We start from the raw sequence: 17,936 nt of genomic DNA, 5'->3' as shown, positions 1-17,936 counted from the left end.
CTTCCTTTCAGTGGTTCGAGCAACAGGTTCTGTTATCGGCGTAGTCTGTCTTTACTGAAGTAAAAAACAAAAAATAAGGCAGCACCGGCGCCGGTGCTGCCTTTGCTCTATCCATTTCCGGCTAGAACCTCTCGAAGTCGGAGTCGTCCTGCTCCATCTCCAATGCCAGTCCGCTGGCCGCAGCCTTGCGCTTGGTCTGAAGTGGTGCCATCGCCACCGACTGCGTCAGGGTCTTTTTACGCGTCACCGGCTTGGACTTCTGCCGCTGCGGCTCCTGCTTGAGCCCGTGCAGGGGAGGAAGCGCCTTGGCCCCGTGCTCGGCGCCTTCCACCTTGAAGAAGGTGATGGTGCCCTGCAGCTGCTCCGCCTGGCTGGAGAGTTCTTCCGCCGTGGACGACATCTCCTCGGCCGCCGAGGCGTTTTGCTGGATGACCTGGTCGAGCTGCTGGATCGCCTTGTTGATCTGTTCCGCGCCGGTATCCTGTTCGCGGCACGCCGCGGAGATCTCCATGACCAGTTCCGCCGTCCTTTGGATGTCCGGGACCATCTGATTCAGCATGTTTCCGGCACGTTCCGCGATTTCGACGCTGCTGGAGGAGAGTTGTGAGATCTCGGCCGCAGCCTTCTGGCTCCGTTCGGCGAGCTTTCTCACCTCGCTCGCCACCACGGCGAAGCCCTTGCCGTGCTCCCCGGCGCGCGCCGCCTCGATGGCGGCGTTGAGGGCGAGGAGGTTGGTCTGGCGGGCGATCTCCTCGATGATGGAGATCTTTCCGGCGATCTCCTTCATGGCCGAGACCGTGTGCGATACGGCCTCGCCCCCCTCCTTGGCGTCTTTGGCCGACTTGGAGGCTATTTTCTCCGTCTGCAGGGCGTTGTCGGCGTTTTGCCTGATGTTCGAGGTCATCTCCTCCATGGAGGACGATACCTCCTCCGCGGCGGCTGCCTGTTCGCTGGCGCCTTGGGACATCTGTTCGGAGCTCGAGGAGAGTTCCTGGCTCCCGGATGCCACGTTGTCGGCGGCCCCCTTGACGTCGGTGACCACCTCGTTCAGTTTGGCCAGCATGGCTTTCAGCGCGATCATGAGTTCGTCTTCGGGAGAGCGCTCGACGAGTTTCAAGGTGAGGTCACCGGCCGCGATCTGCTGGGCGACCTGGGAAATGGTGCGGTTGGCCTGGGCCGAGCTGTTGACGGCCTGCGCCAGCGTGTCGAAGGTGTGCTTCACCTCCGACATGTCGCTGTCGGCTGGCTCCGTGCTGAGCGTGATGTTCACGTCGCCCAGCGCAAGCCGTCCCAGCCCATCGACGAGCTTTTTGGTCTCCCGGTCCTGGTAGTCCGCGATCTTCTTCGCCTGGCGCGCGGCCGTCTTCACCGAGGTGAGGTCGGTCACCACCTCGAAGGCGCCGATCACCTTGCCTTCCTTGTCCTTGATGGGAACCCCGGTGTAGCTGATGTCCAGGTCGAGCCCGACTGAGGGGTGGGCGTCTGTTTCGCGGGTCGCCTCCAGCCCGGAGGTGATCGCCTGGGCACAGGCGCAGTTGGCCGTTTTACAGTCGCTGGTCTTGAAGTGGTCGTAACATTTGCTCCCGATGACCTGCGCCTGGCTCTTGCCGCCGACCTTGGCGCCCAACTGGTTCATGTACAGGACGTTGAAATCGTTGTCGATGATCATGGCGGGGGCGGGCATGTTGTCCATGAAACCGACCATGGTGGAGAGCGTGTCGTTCACCCCCTGCACGATATCGCGATACGCCCCCTGGTGCTTGTGCGCCTCGGCGCGGGTGGTGAGCCTCCCTTCCAGCGCCGCCTGCGACAGGTGGGCGGTATCCGCGTTCAGGGTCTTGATGACATCGACACAGCCGTTGACGGCCGAAGCGAGATCGTCGAAGATCTGCTTCGCCTCGCCGGTGTCGGCGTCGGCCTCCGCGGTGGTGATGGAGAAATCGACATCACCCTTGGCCAGCTTGTCCAGGCCGTGCACGAGCTTCCTGGTTTCCAGTTCCTGGTAGTCGCTGATCTTCTTCGCCAGCCGCGCCGCCTGCTTGATGGCGGTCTGGTCGGTGACCACCTCGAACGCCCCGATTACCCGGCCGGTGTCATCGCGCAGCGGCAGGCCGGTGTAGGCGATGTCGAGGTCGAGCCCCGCTGACGGGTGTGCATCGGTCTCGGAGCTGGCGATGGCGCCGGTCTGCATGGCCCTGCCGCAGGCGCAGTTGGTGCTGCCGCAGTCGCTGGTCTTGAAGTGGTCGTAGCACTTGGTGCCGATGACCTGGGCCTGCGTCTTCCCCCCCACCTTGGCGCCGAGCTCGTTCATGTACGTGACGCTGAAGTCCCGGTCGACGATCATGGCAGGCGCCGGCATGGCGTCCAAAAGCCCGACCAGCCGCGCGATGGTGGCGTTGACCCCCTCGATGATCCTCCGGTACTCCCCCTGGTGCCTGGTGACGTCGGCCCGCTCGGTGAGTCTCCCGTCCATCGCGGCCTTGGCCAGCATGTTGGCATCGGCGGCCATGGTTTGGATCGCGGCGATGGTGACGTTGAGGTTGGTGGCGAGGACGTCCTTATCGGACTTCGCCTGCAACTGGACCGACAGGTCTCCTGCCGCCACCTTTTGCGCCGCCCTTGCTGCCTCGGCGATGTTGTCCACCATCTTCCCAAAGGCCTGGGCCAGGTTGCCGGTCTCGTCGCGGGAGTCGCTCTCGATGACCACATCCACGTTTCCGAGCGCCAGCTCGTCCGCAACAACGATCAACCTGTTGATGTTTTGGCTGATGCGGGAGGCTACCAGGTATCCCAGCAGCAGCACCGCCACAGCGATCGCCAGGGTGAGGGCCGCTATCTTCCAGCGCATCTCCGTCATCACCTGGTGCAGGTCGTCCATGTAAAGCCCGGTGCCGACCACCCACCCCCACGGCTTGTACATCTTTACGTAGGAGAGCTTCTGCACCGCAACGGTCGAGCCCGGTTTGGGCCAGAAGTACTCGACGATGCCGGCTCCCTTGGTCCTGGCCACGTTGGCCATCTCAGCGAAGAGCGCTTTGCCGTTTTTGTCCTTCATGCCGCTTTGGTCCTTGCCGTTCAACTCAGGCTTGAGCGGGTGCATGAGCATCACCGCGTTCAGGTCGTTGATCCAGAAGTACTCGTTGTCGGCGTAGCGCATCGCCTTGATCCGCTCCTTCGCGCGCTTTTGCCCTTCATCCAGGGTGAATTCACCTTTTTGCACCCTCTGGTCGTATTCGGCGATCAGTTCGACCGGCAGGTCGACCACCGCCTTCAGGGTGTCCTCTCTTTCGGCGAGGATCCTCTCTTGCAGCGTGGGCAGCAGGTAGAGGAAGTTCACCGCCGCTATGATCGCGACAGTGGCAAGAGAGATGCTCAGTACTTTTCCCGCAATACTCCAGTCTTTGAACCTTTTGATTTTCATGCCTTTCTCCCTTACGGCCCGTAGCTGAACATGTCAGGTGTTGCTGCTGACAAAGTTGAACAGGCACCTAAATGATAACTGAGGTGATTTATCGGTAATTAGTGTGGGAATTTGCATGGGAAAAAGGGGCGTGGAGTTTGCGAAAAAGAGCGTGATTTGCCGGGGGGGCTAAAGGTGATGACCGGAGGCGAACGTCAGGCGGGGCAAAAGGGGGAGAGAGCTTTTGTAGAGAGAAACGCAACCGAGATCCCCGGCGGCGGCACCTGCACCGCCGCCGGGAACCGGATTACTTGCCGGGGATGGTGATGCAGAGGCACTGCGCTTCGGCAAAGGTGGTATCGCCGCGGAAGATGCGTCCATGGACCATGATCTTCCTTCCTTCGACGGAAACGACCCTGCTCTCCACGGTCACCACCTTCTTGAGCGGCAGCATGTTCCGGAAACTCACGTTGAGGTTGCCGACAACGATGGGATAGCCGGCCGCCCAGGCGGCAAGCCCAAGGGCCTCGTCCATGATGGCCGCCACGGCGCCGCCGTGGGCGTGTCCCGGAGGACCCTCAGCCTCGGGGCCGAGCCAGAAACGGGCGTGCAGGTGCTTGTCGGCGTCACGGTAGTAGCGGGCCCGGAAACGGTCCCCCCGGGAGTCGCCGGAGACGAAGCGCAGCGAGTCTCCCACCAGGGCCGGCGCGTCGAACGGGACCCAGTCGGCGGCGCCGCTCAGGTCGATCTCGGTCGGTTCACAAGCTTTCAGTACGTTTGAATTAGGCACTCTGATTCTCCTCATCTGGTTTACGTGCACGTAAGGCAGGGGTTACCCTAGCAGACTTTTTCCCGAAAATAAAGTGCATCTTCTATTGCGTATACAAAAAAGTACCGTCCGCCAACAGCGCCGTTTTATCACACGGTTGACTCATTTCCGCACCTTCATTTTGCAAACTGAATTCAGTTGACAGTTAGCTCCACAAAGCGTAAACAAAACCACACCCCAACGTTACTTCAAGTGCCGGAGTTGTTATGAAAGATGACGTGACAACCGGAGGCGATCTCCAGGCCGAAGTGGCCAGGCTGCAGGCGGAAAACGACGCCCTGCGCCGGATCGTGAAGGAACATCAAGAGGCCCTGGAGGGGCAGGACCAGGCGCATCGCTGTTTCCGCTGCCTCTACAACGACACGCCGGTGATGCTGCATTCAATCGACCGTGACGGCCTTTTGCTCGGGGTCAGCAACTACTGGACCGAGGTGCTGGGGTACACCCGCGAGGAAGTGCTCGGCCGCCGTTCCAGTGACTTCCTTACCCCCCGTTCGCGTCGCTACGCCGTCGAGACGGTATTGCCCGAGTTTTTCCGGACCGGCTACTGCCGCAACGTCGAGTACCAGCTGGTCAAGAAAAACGGCGATGTCATCGACGTCCTTTTGAGCGCAGCTGCCGAGCGGGACGCCGCGGGGGACATCGTCCGGTCCATGGCCGTCATGATCGACGTCTCCGAGTGGAAGGCGGCCGAGAAGGCGCTCAAGGAGAGCGAGTCGCGCTACCGCATGATCGTGGAAACCTCGCAGGAATCCATCGTCGCCGCGGACCCCGCCGGGCGCCTTGTCTACCTCAACCGGCAGTTCGCGGAGATGCTGGGGCGCGAGGTGCACGAGGTGCTGGGGCATCCCTTCCTGGAATTCGTGGACGAGGCGCTGCACGAGGAGACCGCCGCCCGGCAGCGCAGCCGCAAGAACGGCGTCTCCGAGCACTACGAAACCATCATGGTGCGCAAGGACGGCAACAGGGTATGGGTCAGCGTGTCCGCCAAACCCATCCACGACCAGGACGGCACCTTCGCCGGGTCGTTCGCCATGATCTCCGACGTCACCCGCCGCAAGCAGGCAGCGGAGGAGATCGAGGTGCTCCATACCCATCTCTCCGCACGCGCCCTCGAGCTCGAGACCGCCAACGAGGAACTCGAGGCCTTCAACTACACCGTTTCCCACGACTTGCGGCGCCCCCTCACCGCGATCTACGGCTTCGCCCAGGTCATCAACGAGCTGTACGGGGAGCGCCTCGAGCCGCAGTGCCGGGATTACGTGCAGGAGATCATCAACGGCAGCATCAAGATGAACCACCTCATCGATACCCTGCTCAACTTCTCGCGCCGCTACAGTGCCGCCCTGAACCGCGAGCAGGTGGACCTGAGCGGGCTGGCTCTGGAGATCCTTGCCGAGCTGAGGCTTTCCGACCCGCAGCGCCGCGCGGAGTGCGTGGTCCAGCCGGGGGTAAGCGCCCACGCCGACCCACAGTTGTTGCGGGTGGTGCTGGACAACCTGCTGGGGAACGCCTGGAAGTATTCGGCCAAAAAGGATGAGTCCCGGCTGGAGTTCGGGACAGTCGAGCACCAGGGTAGGGAGGCCTTCTTCGTGCGGGACAACGGCGCGGGGTTCGACATGGAACAGGCGTCGAGCCTGTTCAAGCCGTTCCAGCGCCTGCACGATGCCGACGACTTCAAGGGTACCGGCATCGGCCTCGCCAGCGTGCAGCGCATCATCCAGCGCCATGGCGGTCACATCTGGGCCGAGGCCGCCCCGGGAAACGGCGCCACTTTTTACTTCACGCTCGGCTAGAGGCGGGCGAACTACGGGAGGACGGATGCTGAACAGGCAGGAATCGCAACAGAGGATCTCGAGGCTGCAAGAGTCGCTGCGCGAAAACGGTATCGACGGCGCCCTCTTCATCTACCCGATCGACGTCTACTATTTTTCAGGTACCCGCCAGAACTCGACGCTCTGGATTCCCGCCACCGGGGAGCCGCGCCTGTGGGTGCGCAAGAGTTTCGCCAGGGGGGTAGGGGAGAGTTGCATCGAGGACACCCGCCCTTTCCCCTCCAGCAAGGAGTTTCCGGCTCACTTCGAGGGAGTGCGCACCGTGGGGTTCACCTTCGACGTCGCCCCGGTGCAGCAGTACAACTACTACGTGAAGCTTCTTCCCGGCCGTGACTTCGTCGACGTCTCCGCCATCAACCGCGAGATCAGGTCGGTCAAGTCCCCGTGGGAACTGGATCAGATCCGCCACTGCGGCAGGGAACTGGCCGGCGTCTTCCGGGAGGTGCCCGCGTTCCTCAAGCCCGGAATGCGGGAGGTGGACCTCGCCGCCGAATTCGAGTACCGGTTGAGGAAGGCCGGAGGAGAGGGGTACGTGCGGATGCGCGCCTTCAACCAGGAGCTGTTCCAGGGGCTCGCCGTCTCCTCGGCCAGCGCCGGTTCCACCGGGTTCTTCGACGGTGCGGTCACCGGCCAGGGGATGTCCAGCGCCTCGCCCCACGGCGCCTCCGCGGCTCTCATCCCCGTCAACACCCCTATCCTCATCGACTACACCGGCGTCTTCAACGGCTACATCATCGACATGACCAGGTTCTTCGTCATCGGACAGCTCGATCCGGAGCTGGAGCGCGCCTTCGAGACGGCGCTGGCCATCCAGTCGTACCTGGCGGAGCAGTTGAAACCGGGGGCGATCTGCGAGGAGCTGTTCCTTGAGGCCGCGAGGATGGCGCAGGCGGCTGGTCTCGCCGATCACTTCATGGGTGCGCCGGGGGAGAACGCCCGCTTCGTCGGCCACGGCGTCGGACTCGAGCTCGACGAGTTCCCCGTTCTGGCACAGGGGTTCAAAGTGGCGCTGCGGGCGGGGCAGACGTTGGCCATAGAACCCAAGTTCGTCTTTCCCGGAATGGGTGTCATCGGCATCGAAAACACCTTCGCGGTAAGCGCCGGGGGTGGTGTCAGGTTGAGCGACCTGCCCGATGACATAGTCTACCTGTGAAGGCGGACATGAACTTTGCCTCGAGGGGCAGCTCCAATCGGGCTGCCCCTTTTCTTTTGCCCGCGGCGCTGTTTTGCCAGTGGGCGCTGGAGATGTGCCGAAAAACGGGTACATTTACTCTCTTGTAACAGGCCGCTGTGCGCATTGAGAGGGAGGTGACAGGAAATGAAAGAGGTGTTCGTGATCGAGGCGTTGAGGACTCCGTTCGGCTCCTTGGGGGGAGCCCTGTGCGACCTGGAGGCTCAGGCCCTGGCGGCTCCGGTGCTGCAGGCACTTTTGGAGCGCGGGGGCGTCGCGGCGGAGGCGGTGGACGAGGTCATCGCTGGCCAGGTCCTTTCCGGCGGTTGCGGCCAGGCCCCGGCGCGCCAGGCGATGCGGCGGGCGGGGATCCCGGACCGCGTCCACGCCATGACCATCAACAAGGTCTGCGGCAGCGGACTGAAGGCGATCATGCTGGCCGCCGCGGCCATCAGGCTCGGTGACGCGGAAATAGCGCTGGCCGGCGGCATGGAGAGCATGTCCCAGGCCCCCTTCTTCCTCAAGAAGGCGCGTTACGGATACCGGATGGGGCACGGGCAGCTCCTGGACCAGATGCTGTACGACGGCCTCCAGGACCCGTACTCGGGGCGGCACATGGGAGAGATCGCCGAGGAAGCCGTGAAACGGCACGCGCTCGGGCGCGAGGCGCAGGACGAATTCGCGCTGCGCTCCTATCGCCTCGCCCAGGAGGCGGTGAGCCAGGGGATCTTCGCCGACGAGATCGTGCCGGTCGTTAAGAAGGGGCGGCACGGCAAGGAGGAGGTCAGCGAGGACGAGGAGCCTTTCCGGTCCGACATCGCCAGGATGGCCGACCTGAAGCCCGCCTTCGGCCGGGAGGGAACCATCACCGCCGGCAACGCATCGACCATCAACGACGGCGCCGCCTTCGCGCTCCTTGCCGGTGAGGATGCCGTGAAGCGGCTCGGGCTCGCCCCCAGGGCGCGCCTGGTCGCCTATGCCACCTGCAGCATGCACCCCGACCACTACACCGACGCCCCGGTCGGGGCGATCAAGGCGGTCTGCGCCAGGGGAGGGGTGGATCTCGCCGAGATAGATCTCTTCGAGATCAACGAGGCGTTTGCCGCCGTGCCTCTCATCGCCATCAGGGAACTCGGGCTCGACGCCACCAAGGTGAACGTCAACGGCGGCGCCTGCGCCATCGGGCATCCCATCGGGGCCAGCGGCGGCCGGCTGGTGGCCACGGTGCTGCGGGAGTTGATACGCGGCCGGAAACGCTACGGTCTCACGTCGCTCTGCATCGGCGGCGGCGAGGCAGTGGCCGCGATCTTCGAGCGGGTGTAGCGAAAAGGCCCCGCCCCCGTCCCGCCCCCCCGTACCCAGGGTTTCGCTTGACATATCCCGCCCAAGCAGCCAAACTCACCCCCTCGACCGGGCCGGCCGCTCCGGTCCGGCAACGGACATACACGCAGAAAGGGTAGTGTTGATGCAACTGAACAGCATGGAAGATTTCCAGCGGGACATCTCGTACCGCCTCTTGAAGCAGCCCGACGGCACGGCGCTGCTCACCGCCACCATGAAGGATCGCTTCCACGACGTGCTTTTGGAGGTGCGGGTCGAGGTGGCCACCATGAAGATCGTCTCGGCCCGGGCCGATTTCCGCAGGTCCCCCACGCCCGACTGTGGCAACGTCTCCGGGAGGATGTCGGGGCTCAACGGCTTCGTCATCGGCCGCGGCCTGCAGCGCAAGGTCACCGAGGTACTCGGGGGGGGCGCCGGGTGCGGCAACCTGCGCAACCTCCTTTTGGGGCTGTTGCCGCTGGCCTTGAACCTGGGTGCCGCCGCCGGGATAACCGACGAGACCGAGATGCTCGACGCGATCCACGAGAAACTGGTCGGCACCTGCGCCGGCTATCTCGCGCCGCCGAAGAAAAGGGAGGGGGCATGAGCACGCAATGGCACCATCTTCTGCTGGGCGCCGGCGACATCACCGCCGGAAGGCTGCAGTCTATCGAGGAGGCCTTCACCGCTCTTTTCCGCTCGGCCGGTGGTCCCCGCACCATGGCCCTGTTCCGCAGGGATGCCGGGGAGGGGGGGATCGACCTCTACTTCACCCCCGTGTGCGAGCTGCACGCCCGGCAGCTGCTGCTCGACTCCGCAGCCACCCCTGCGCCCCCCCCCCGCTGGCCGGACTTGATCTCCTGGTCGGGCACAACGAGATCACCTACTACCTCACCACCTGAAGGGCGCCCTGCCGGCTGGGAACGGGAAGCAGCAGGAGTTTCAAGCCTCCATCGGCTGCCATCTCGTCCGGGGGCGCTACTTCGCCCGTCCCATGCGCCCCTCCCGGTATCCCGCCTCAACCCGGCTCGCCCCTCACAAGGGGCCCCGGCAGCGCCGTTTCCTTCGCCTTGAAATGAGTTTCCGCTCCTGTATAATGTGAAAGTTTTTTAATGCCGATCATTAAAGGAGAGACCCATGGCAGACAGGCAGAAGACCGTAGGCGTTCTGACCGGTGGCGGCGATGTGCCGGGGCTTAACCCGGCCCTTAAGACCCTGGTGACGCGCGCTTCCGAAAACGGGTGCCGGGTGGTCGGCATCCGGCGCGGCTGGGGGGGGCTGTTGAACTACAACCGCGACGACCCCGAGAGCTGGGAGAGGACCATCATGCCGCTGGACCGCCACACGGTGCGCACCGTCGACCGCAGCGGGGGGACCTTTTTGCACACCAGCCGCACCAACCCCGGCAAGGTGGCCGGCGCCGACGTCCCGGTCTTCCTGCGGGGCGACGATTTCGATCCCGCTTCGGGACCGCACGACTTCACCCCGCACATCCTCTCCAACCTCGAGCACCTCGGCATAGACGTGCTGATACCGATCGGGGGAGACGACACCCTGAGCTACGCCGAACGCCTGAACCGCGAGGGGGTTCCGGTCGTTGCGATCCCGAAAACCATGGACAACGACGTCTTCGGCACAGACTACTGCATCGGTTTCTCCACGGCCGTGACGAGGAGCGTCAACTTCATCCACAACCTGCGCACCAGCGCGGGGTCCCACGAGCGGATCGCGGTGGTGGAACTGTTCGGGCGCAACTCCGGCGAGACCTCGCTCATCTCCGCGTATCTCGCCGGGGTGGACCGCGCGCTCATCTCCGAAGTCCCCTTCGACGTCGAGAAGCTCTCCCTGCTTCTCCAGGAGGACAAGAAGTCAAACCGCAGCAACTACGCCATGGTGACCATATCCGAGGGGGCGTCCATGGTGGGGGGGCAGATCGTCGAGTACGGCCAGGAGGACGCCTACGGGCACAAGAAGCTCGGGGGGATCGGCGTGGTGGTGAGCGAGGCGGTGAAGCAGTTGACCGGGTCCCACATCATCTACCAGCAGCTCTCCTACCTCATGCGCAGCGGCGCTCCCGATTCCCTCGACCTGATGGTCGCCTACAACTACGCCAACATGACCATGGACCTGATCACGGAGGGGATGTCCGGGCGCATGGTCGCCATGCAGGGGGGGACCTACCGGCACATCCCGATCAGCACCATCATGCAGGGGGAGAAGAGGGTGGACGTGGCCGAGCTCTACGACGCCGCCGAGTACCGCCCCAAGGTGCGTCACGTGCTGGGCAAGCCGATGTTTTTGTACTGAAAGCGGTGACCCATGATCGAGATCGACGGCAGCATCGGTGAGGGGGGAGGGCAGGTGCTGCGCAGCGCCTTGAGTCTTTCCTGCCTGACCGGCCAGGGATTCCACATCTACAACATCAGGAAAAAACGCGCCACATCGGGCCTCATGCGCCAGCACCTGATGGCGGTGCAGGCGGCGGCGCGCATCGCCTCTGCCAACGTGGCGGGGGACCGGCTTGGTTCCCCGGAACTGAGCTTTCTTCCCGACAGCATCACCCCCGGAGAGTACCATTTCGACATCGGCACGGCGGGCTCGGCCACCCTGGTGCTGCAGACCGTGATCCCCCTGCTGCTCTCCGCCCGCAAGGCCAGCCGGGTCACGGTGACCGGCGGCACCCACGTCCCCTTCAGCCCTTCCTGGAACTACTTCGAGGAGGTCTTCTGGCCCGGCATCGCCCGCCTCGGGGTCCGCGGCGAGACCTCCGCCCGTTCCTTCGGCTTCTATCCCAAAGGTGGAGGGAGAGTAAGCTGCTCCTTGGAGCCGGCCGGGGTGCTGGCGCCCTGCCTGGTCCGTGAACGGGGACGGCTCACCCGGCTGAGCGTCGTCTCGGCCGCCGGCAACCTTCCCCGGGCCATCGCCGAGCGGCAGCTCCAGTCGGTCCTTGCGAGCCTGAAGGGGAGGCTCGAGCGCGGCCTGCCGGTGGAGACCGACGTGAAGGAACTCAAGATCTTCGGACAGGGGACCTTCGTCTTCATCAAGGGGGAGTACGAGCATGCGGTGGCGGGTTTCACCGCCCTCGGGGAGCGGGGAAAGCCCGCCGAAACGGTCGGGGGGGAGGCCGCCCGGGAGTTTCTCGATCACCACGAAACCGGCGCGCCGATCGATCCCCACTTGGCTGACCAGCTGGTGCTCTACCTGGTCCGCGCCACCGGAGGCTCCTTCTTTCGCACCTCGCGCATCACCAGTCACCTCCTGACCAACCTGGAGGTGGCGGGGCGCTTCCTGAAACTCTCCTGTCATGTCGAGGGGAAGGAGGGGGGACCGGGGACGGTGGCCATCGCCCCCACGCCGTGAAAGGAAAAAGGCGGCCCGTAAGAGGCCGCCTTTTCTGTTGGTGGATCGGGTGATGACGCATCCCGTGCGGTCGGCTCATCCCTTTCGCAGCAGGGAAACCAACTGGTCGACCAGGGGGAGCTGGCTGGGGAGGATCTTTTCCCTGGCCTCCGCGATGCCGAACCAGGCCGCGCGGTCAACCTCCGGAAACTCGGCCCGCCGGCCGGAGCGCGGCGGCCACTCCATGGTGAAGCTGTTGCTGGTGAGGCAGGCAGGGTCGCAGTCGCCGGCAAACGCCCATGCCTTCACCCGCTTCCCGCCAGCTTGCCTGATCTCCGCCAGCTCCCGGAACTCCCCTCCAGGGGTCATACCGGTTTCCTCGGCGAACTCGCGCCGCGCCACCACGAAAGGGTCTTCCCCCTCCAGGTATTCCCCCTTTGGAATCGACCATGCCCCCAAATCCTTCCGGGCCCACAACGGGCCTCCCGGATGCACCAGCAGGAGCTCCGGCTCGCCGTTTCTGAAGCGGTACATGATCAGGCCGGCACTCTGCTTTCCCATGGCGTACTGCTAAAGCGCCTGGCCGCGCGGCAACTGCCACCCTTTCACGATGGCGGTGCAGCGGATGGCGATCACGGTGAGGGCGGAGACGGTGAGGTTCACCTGCGAGGGGATCGCGGTCTGGTGCAGGAAGAAGAAGAGGGCGCCCCCCACGACGCAGGCCGAGGCGTAGATCTCGCGCTGCAGGATGAGCGGGATCTCGTTGGAGAGGAGGTCGCGCACCAGCCCGCCGCAGGTCGCGGTCATCACCCCCATGATGATGGCTCCCATGAGCCCCAGGTTGAACTGGAGCGCCTTCGAGGTCCCGATCACGAGGAAGGTCCCGAGTCCCAGGGCGTCCAAAAGGAGCATGGCGCGGTTCATCCGCTCGAAGCTGCGGGGGGTGAGAAAGACGACGACCGAGGCGGCGACCGCCAGGTAGAGGTAGAGTTCGTTCTTGAAACAAAAGGGAGGGGTGTCGTTTAGGAGGACGTCCCGGATGACTCCGCCGCCGGTGGCGGTGACGATGCCGAGGACGATGATCCCCAAAAGGTCCATGCCGCGGCGCACCCCGGCGAGCGCGCCGGAGGCGGCGAAGGCGACGGTGCCCAAAAGGTCCAGGGCGTAGATGATGGCTTGCTGGTCCATGAAAAAGTCGTTCCTCTGGCTTACGGGATTGCGAAGCTTCGGCTACTCCTCGAGCTCCTCGTGGTGCTCGCCCGGCGTGCGGTAATCCTCGACGTCATGCCAGAAACGCTGCTGCAACTCCTTCATGAGCGGTTCGAGGGTCTTTCGGTCCGAGGCGCTGATGGTGACGGCGCCGTACTTGCGGGTCAGTTGCCGCACCTTCATGAAAGCGAGAGGGTCGCTCTTCTTCAGGTCCGGTAGGAGGTCCATCTTGTTGAACACGAGCAGGGTCGGCTTCTGGGAGAGTTCCAGTTCGGCCAGGATGGCGTTCACTTGGCTTATGTGCTCCTCCAGGCGGGGGTGACCGCAGTCGACCAGGTGGATCAGGAGGTCGGCGTCCTTCAACTCCTCCAGGGTCGCCTTGAAGGCCCCCAGCAGGGACTTCGGGAGGCTTCGGATGAAGCCGACCGTGTCGGTGATGATCACCTCGCGGTCCATGGGGAAGCGCAGCCGCCTGGACGAGGTGTCCAGCGTGGCGAAGAGGAGGTCCTCGGTGAACACCTCGCTCTTGGTCATGGTATTCAGGAGGGTGGATTTGCCCGCGTTGGTGTAGCCGACGATGGAGATGATGGGGATCCCCGCCTTCACCCTTTTCTGGCGGCGCTGGTACCGGCCGTTGGAGAGTTCCTTCAGCTCCCGCTCCAGATGCGCGATACGGTCGCGGATGCGGCGGCGGTCGACCTCCAGCTTGGTCTCGCCGGGGCCGCGCCCCCCGATTCCCCCCATGAGCCGCGACATCTGCACGCCGCGCCCGGAGAGCCGGGGCATCAGATACTTAAGCTGCGCCAGCTCGACCTGCACCTTGCCGTCCTGGGTGGTGGCGCGCCGGGCGAAGATGTCCAGGATCAACTGACTGCGGTCGATGACCTTCAGTTCGGTCAGCTCGGAAATGGAACGCACCTGGGCCGGGGAGAGCTCCTGGTCGAAGACGAGCATGGTGGCGCCGTACTGCAGCGCCTTGATCACCACCTCGCGGATCTTCCCCTCCCCCAGGAGGTAGCGCGGGTTGAACTCCTTGGGACGCTGGATCACCGTGTCCAGGACCCCCACCCCCGCGGTCCGCGCCAGCTCCTTCAGTTCCTCGACGGAATCGACCGCCTCCTCCATGGGGCGCTGGGTCACCGAGATCAGGATGCCGCGCTCCTGGCCGCTGGAGACGACCTTCCCTTCCTTGAGGCCGCGCTCCATGGTCTGCTCCAGGGTTTCCACGAATCCCTTGAAGTCGAGGTCGTACTTCTGGAAGGGGACCGAGGGGTCGACCTGGTAGGGGAGGTGCCCGCCGTCGGGAGGGACGAGGGACGCGGTCTGGATCGAGAAGCGGTCCGGGTTCTGGGTGAGCTGCAGGGCGGCGATGAGGTCCAGGCGCAAAAGCGACAGGTCCGTCAGGTCGTCGTCGGAGAGGACCTCCCCCTTCAAGTGGGTATGCACCAGGCGCACCCCGCGCAAAAGCCTCTTCCCCAGCGGGTAGTCGTCCAGGGCGGGGATCATGATCCCCCGCTCGTCCCCCACCACCACGTAGGCGATCTCGCCGATGCGGCTTATCAGTATGCCGAGCTGACGCCGGATCTCCAGCGAGATGTCGGCGAGTTCCCGGGCAAGTTCCAGGGAGATGACCTCTCCCGGCTTGACCCGGCGGCGGTACAGCCTCTCCAGCCTGTTTACCTGGCTTGGTTTCAGCCCTGTCAGGTTACCGTGCAATCCTCTGATGGCGCGCCTCCGCTAGAGCCCGATGATGTTGTAGCCGCAGTCTACGAAGTGGATCTCTCCCGTCACGCCGCTTGCGAGGGGGCTGGCGAGGTAGAGGGCGGCGTTGCCGACCTCCTCCTGGGAGATGTTGCGCCGCAGCGGCGCCTTGTCGGCGACGTGCCCGGCGATCTGCCCGAAGCCGCCGATGCCGGCTGAAGCCAGCGTCCTCAGCGGCCCCGCGGAGATGGCGTTCACCCTGGTGCCGTCAGGCCCCATCGCCTCGGCCAGGTAGCGCACGCTCGCCTCCAGCGCCGCCTTGGCGACCCCCATGACGTTGTAGTTCGGGAACACCTTCTGGGCGCCGTAGTAGGTCATGGCGATCACGCTGCCGTCGCGCCCCTGCATGAGCGGGGCGGCCTCCCGCGCCATGGCGATGAGGGAATAGGCGCTGATGTCGAGGGCCGTGGCGAACCCCTCACGGGTGGTGTTCAGGAAGGAGCCTTTCAGCTCCTCCTTGTTCGCGAACGCCACCGAGTGGACCAGGATGTCGAGCCCCCCCCACGCCCCGGCGATCTCCCCGAACAGGCGTGCGATTTCCTCGTCGCTTCTCACGTCGCAGGGAAGGACCAGTTTGGAGCCGATGCTCTCCGCGAGCGGCATCACCCTCTTGGCGACCGCCTCTCCCGCGTAGGCCAGGGCCACCTCGGCCCCTTCGCGATGAAACGCCTCGGCTGTGGCCCAGGCGATGCTTTTATCGTTAGCTACCCCGAAGATGAGTGCTTTTTTGCCTTCCAGTAAACCCATGGATTCTCCTTGCGTGCCCACTCCAGATTAAGTTTCTCTAGTTCTGGCGGCGGACATGTAGCGGGACATAATAATGAAAAAAACGGGGGTTGGCAAGCGCAATGGCAGGTGTCGCGGGGGGGAGGGGCGGGCGGGACCGGGCGCGGTCCCGCCCGCCGGTACCGTTACAGCGGAGGGTTCAGGGGGCGTTCCTCTCTTTCATCCGCCGCCCCGCGCAGATCCTGCAGGGAGCGCTCGATCCCCTTCAGGCGCCGGTCCATCTCCTCCAGCATCACCGCGGAGCGGTCCACCCGGGCCTTGATGTTGAAGATCACGAAAGGGAGGATGAACCAGATCACCACCAGGAAGAAGCCGATGATGCTCATCATCATCATGAACCCGCCGAAGATTTCCATAATGCCCCCCTCTAGGAAGGTCTGGTGCTGCACTGGGACTGCTCCAGGGCTCTCGCCAGCTGGTCCGGGCAGGAGGTGTCCCCCTGGCAGGCGATCCCCTTCAGGCGCCTGATCGCCTCGGCTACCTCCATGCCGCGCACCAGGGCGGCGACCGCCTGGGTGTTGCCGGCGCAGCCGTCCACGAACTTGGTGGCGACGATGACGCCATCCTCGATCTCTATCTCTATCCGCGACGCGCAGCTCCCGGACGTGTTGTAGCTCACCTTCATCTTGATGCCTCTCCTTTGTCAGCTGGTAAGTATATGCGTGAAAATTCGCGGCGCCACCCTCTGGTTCCCGGTTATGAGCGCGCGGTGAATTTCGTATCGGCCATATACCCTGAAGTAGATCGATTTGTCAATCGGGGAGAGAGAGAGCCTGGGCGATGGTGAGCCGCTCCGGCCCCGGGAAGGACTGCAGGTACAGCGCGTTGATGGTGGCCAGCATCACGTTCAGCCGCTCCAGGTCGATGACGGCGCTGCCGGGTATGCTGGGGAGCCCCTGGAAGTTCTCCGGACAGAAATCCACCGTCCGCTCCCCATCGCGCGAAAGCAGAAGCGGCAGCCCATGGGTGCGGCAGATGATGGGGCGGGACTGGTAGAGCAGGCAAAGGCCGTCGTGGAGCAGCGGACAGGGGGAGTCTTCCCGCGCCCCCCGCGCCTTGGCGCGTACCAGTTCCGCCTCCCCTGCGGGGAGCTCCCGCAGCGCCCTGGTGAGCGCGGCGGCTTCGACGGCGAAGATGGAAAGGTGCCGGCAGCAGGCGTCGCAACCGGCGCGGCAGGTGATGTGTGGGCTGAAGGCTTCAAAGGTGCGCTGGCAGATTTCATCCACGCGGGAGAGCAGGGCGAGGTAGTTTTCCAAACCGCTCATCTATTCTGTGCCACGCAGGGTCTTGCTGAACTCTTCCATGAGCTGCTTGTTCAGGTAGAAGTACGGCTTCTCGATGGTGCCGCTGAAGCCGAAGGTTTGGTGGTTCATCATGACCGGGTCATCGGTGCGGCCGCTGGAGACGTACCCCTTGGCGGCGGGATCGATCTCGAGCAGGCGCTTCATCGCCTCCTGCCCCCCCATGCCGCCGGGGATGTTCAGGTCGAGGATGACGGCGGCAAAGCCCTCGCCCGCTTCGTGCCTTTCACGGTAGATCTCCACGGCTTGGGCGCCGTCGTTGGCGAATTCGACCTCGAAACCGTAGCGTTTCAAGGTTTCGCCCGCGACGAAGCGGACCATCTCGTCATCGTCCATCACCAGCACTTTGGCCGGCCGCTGGTTCTCATTTCCCATAAGAAGTTACCCTAGTTACACGGTTGTTAAGCTGCTGGAGTCGTGTTATTAATCTATAGCTGCTATGTCAGTGCGTGGCAAGCGACTTTTTTAATAACAAATGCAAATCTTTTCAAGGAGAACTGCGATGGCCAAGGTGAAATCGCCGGTTACGGCCGCCATTCGTGTACTGCGGCAGGCCGGGGTGACCTTCGGCGAGCACCCCTACCAGTACGAGGAGAAGGGAGGCACCGCCGTTTCGGCGCGCGAGCTCGGCGTCGACGAGCACAGCGTCATCAAGACCCTGATCATGGAGGACGATACCCGGGCGCCTCTCGTCGTGCTGATGCACGGCGACCTCCAGGTTTCCACCAAGGAACTGGCGCGCGCCATCGGCGTCAAGAGCGTCGCCCCCTGTACCCCCGATACCGCCAACCGCCACTCGGGCTACATGGTGGGGGGCACCTCCCCCTTCGGCACCAGGAAAGCGATGCCGGTCTACATCGAAGAGAGCATCCTGGAGCTGCCGCTCATCTACATAAACGGCGGCAGCCGCGGCTTTCTCGTTTCTCTCCCTCCCGCCGAGCTGCAGCGGGTACTGAAGCCGGTCCCGGTCAAGGTGGGGATTTAG

The 17,936-nt window shown here is 64.1% G+C and carries 18 protein-coding genes; 8 read left to right on the top strand and 10 right to left on the bottom strand.

All coding sequences use genetic code 11. The features are described from left to right. Nucleotides 1-121: 121 nt before the first annotated feature. A complete protein-coding gene (locus KP001_RS08800; RefSeq protein WP_217289144.1) occupies nt 122-3,421 on the bottom strand; it encodes a cache domain-containing protein in 3,300 nt (1,099 codons plus the stop codon). Between the two features lie 286 nt (nt 3,422-3,707). Next, complete coding sequence (locus tag KP001_RS08795; RefSeq protein ID WP_239027946.1) at nt 3,708-4,190, bottom strand: PaaI family thioesterase; 483 nt, start codon at nt 4,188-4,190, stop codon at nt 3,708-3,710. A 245-nt stretch (nt 4,191-4,435) separates the two neighbouring features. On the opposite strand from KP001_RS08795, the gene KP001_RS08790 reads away from it, so the two are divergent. The 7 genes from KP001_RS08790 (at nt 4,436) to rtcA (ending at nt 11,915) form a co-directional block, all read left to right on the top strand. Beyond that, nucleotides 4,436-6,025, top strand: a complete 1,590-nt coding sequence (locus KP001_RS08790) for a sensor histidine kinase (RefSeq protein ID WP_217289142.1) — start codon at nt 4,436-4,438, stop codon at nt 6,023-6,025. A gap of 25 nt (nt 6,026-6,050) precedes the next feature. Further along, the gene (locus tag KP001_RS08785) at nt 6,051-7,217 is read left to right on the top strand and encodes a M24 family metallopeptidase (RefSeq protein WP_217289141.1); all 1,167 of its coding nucleotides are present in this window, start codon (nt 6,051-6,053) and stop codon (nt 7,215-7,217) included. Between the two features lie 165 nt (nt 7,218-7,382). Next, nucleotides 7,383-8,558 (top strand): thiolase family protein, encoded by a 1,176-nt coding sequence (locus KP001_RS08780; RefSeq protein ID WP_217289140.1) that lies wholly within the window; start codon nt 7,383-7,385, stop codon nt 8,556-8,558. 142 nt (nt 8,559-8,700) lie between these two features. Beyond that, on the top strand, nt 8,701-9,162 hold the full coding sequence (locus tag KP001_RS08775) for a DUF2889 domain-containing protein (protein WP_239027945.1): 462 nt from the start codon (nt 8,701-8,703) through the stop codon (nt 9,160-9,162). Then, nucleotides 9,159-9,629 carry a hypothetical protein gene (locus KP001_RS21970; protein WP_239027944.1) on the top strand — a complete coding sequence of 157 codons (471 nt, stop codon included), beginning with the start codon at nt 9,159-9,161 and terminating at the stop codon, nt 9,627-9,629. Before KP001_RS08775 ends, KP001_RS21970 begins: the two co-directional genes overlap by 4 nt. 63 nt (nt 9,630-9,692) lie before the next feature. Next, nucleotides 9,693-10,862: a 6-phosphofructokinase gene (locus KP001_RS08765; RefSeq protein WP_217289139.1), complete on the top strand. Its 1,170-nt coding sequence runs from the start codon at nt 9,693-9,695 to the stop codon at nt 10,860-10,862. A gap of 12 nt (nt 10,863-10,874) precedes the next feature. Beyond that, entirely contained in the window at nt 10,875-11,915 is a 1,041-nt protein-coding gene (gene rtcA / locus KP001_RS08760) for an RNA 3'-terminal phosphate cyclase (protein WP_217289138.1), read from the top strand. A 75-nt stretch (nt 11,916-11,990) separates the two neighbouring features. Here the strand turns inward: rtcA and KP001_RS08755 are convergent, their stop codons facing one another. The 8 genes from KP001_RS08755 to KP001_RS08720 form a co-directional block, all read right to left on the bottom strand. Further along, nucleotides 11,991-12,455, bottom strand: a complete 465-nt coding sequence (locus KP001_RS08755) for an NUDIX hydrolase (RefSeq protein WP_217289137.1) — start codon at nt 12,453-12,455, stop codon at nt 11,991-11,993. 9 nt (nt 12,456-12,464) lie between these two features. After that, complete coding sequence (locus tag KP001_RS08750; protein ID WP_217289136.1) at nt 12,465-13,082, bottom strand: trimeric intracellular cation channel family protein; 618 nt, start codon at nt 13,080-13,082, stop codon at nt 12,465-12,467. A 42-nt stretch (nt 13,083-13,124) separates the two neighbouring features. Beyond that, nucleotides 13,125-14,798, bottom strand: coding sequence for a GTPase HflX (gene hflX, locus KP001_RS08745; RefSeq protein WP_217289584.1), 1,674 nt, complete (start codon nt 14,796-14,798; stop codon nt 13,125-13,127). 42 nt (nt 14,799-14,840) lie between these two features. Then, complete coding sequence (locus KP001_RS08740; RefSeq protein WP_217289135.1) at nt 14,841-15,611, bottom strand: enoyl-ACP reductase FabI; 771 nt, start codon at nt 15,609-15,611, stop codon at nt 14,841-14,843. Nucleotides 15,612-15,775: 164 nt separating this feature from the next. After that, nucleotides 15,776-16,006, bottom strand: coding sequence for a hypothetical protein (locus tag KP001_RS08735; protein WP_217289134.1), 231 nt, complete (start codon nt 16,004-16,006; stop codon nt 15,776-15,778). 11 nt (nt 16,007-16,017) lie between these two features. After that, nucleotides 16,018-16,275 (bottom strand): TIGR03905 family TSCPD domain-containing protein, encoded by a 258-nt coding sequence (locus tag KP001_RS08730; RefSeq protein WP_217289133.1) that lies wholly within the window; start codon nt 16,273-16,275, stop codon nt 16,018-16,020. 127 nt (nt 16,276-16,402) lie between these two features. Continuing rightward, on the bottom strand, nt 16,403-16,915 hold the full coding sequence (locus KP001_RS08725; RefSeq protein ID WP_217289132.1) for a YkgJ family cysteine cluster protein: 513 nt from the start codon (nt 16,913-16,915) through the stop codon (nt 16,403-16,405). Continuing rightward, a complete protein-coding gene (locus KP001_RS08720; protein WP_217289131.1) occupies nt 16,916-17,326 on the bottom strand; it encodes a response regulator in 411 nt (136 codons plus the stop codon). It lies immediately after the preceding gene. A gap of 127 nt (nt 17,327-17,453) precedes the next feature. Here KP001_RS08720 and ybaK point away from each other — a divergent pair, with 127 nt between their 5' ends. Further along, nucleotides 17,454-17,936 carry a Cys-tRNA(Pro) deacylase gene (ybaK, locus tag KP001_RS08715; RefSeq protein ID WP_217289130.1) on the top strand — a complete coding sequence of 161 codons (483 nt, stop codon included), beginning with the start codon at nt 17,454-17,456 and terminating at the stop codon, nt 17,934-17,936.

It is taken from the genome of Geomonas subterranea (assembly GCF_019063845.1).
Taxonomy (GTDB): domain Bacteria; phylum Desulfobacterota; class Desulfuromonadia; order Geobacterales; family Geobacteraceae; genus Geomonas; species Geomonas subterranea.
The sequence above is the reverse complement of the archived record's forward strand: the minus strand, read 5'-3'. Positions and strand labels throughout refer to the sequence as shown.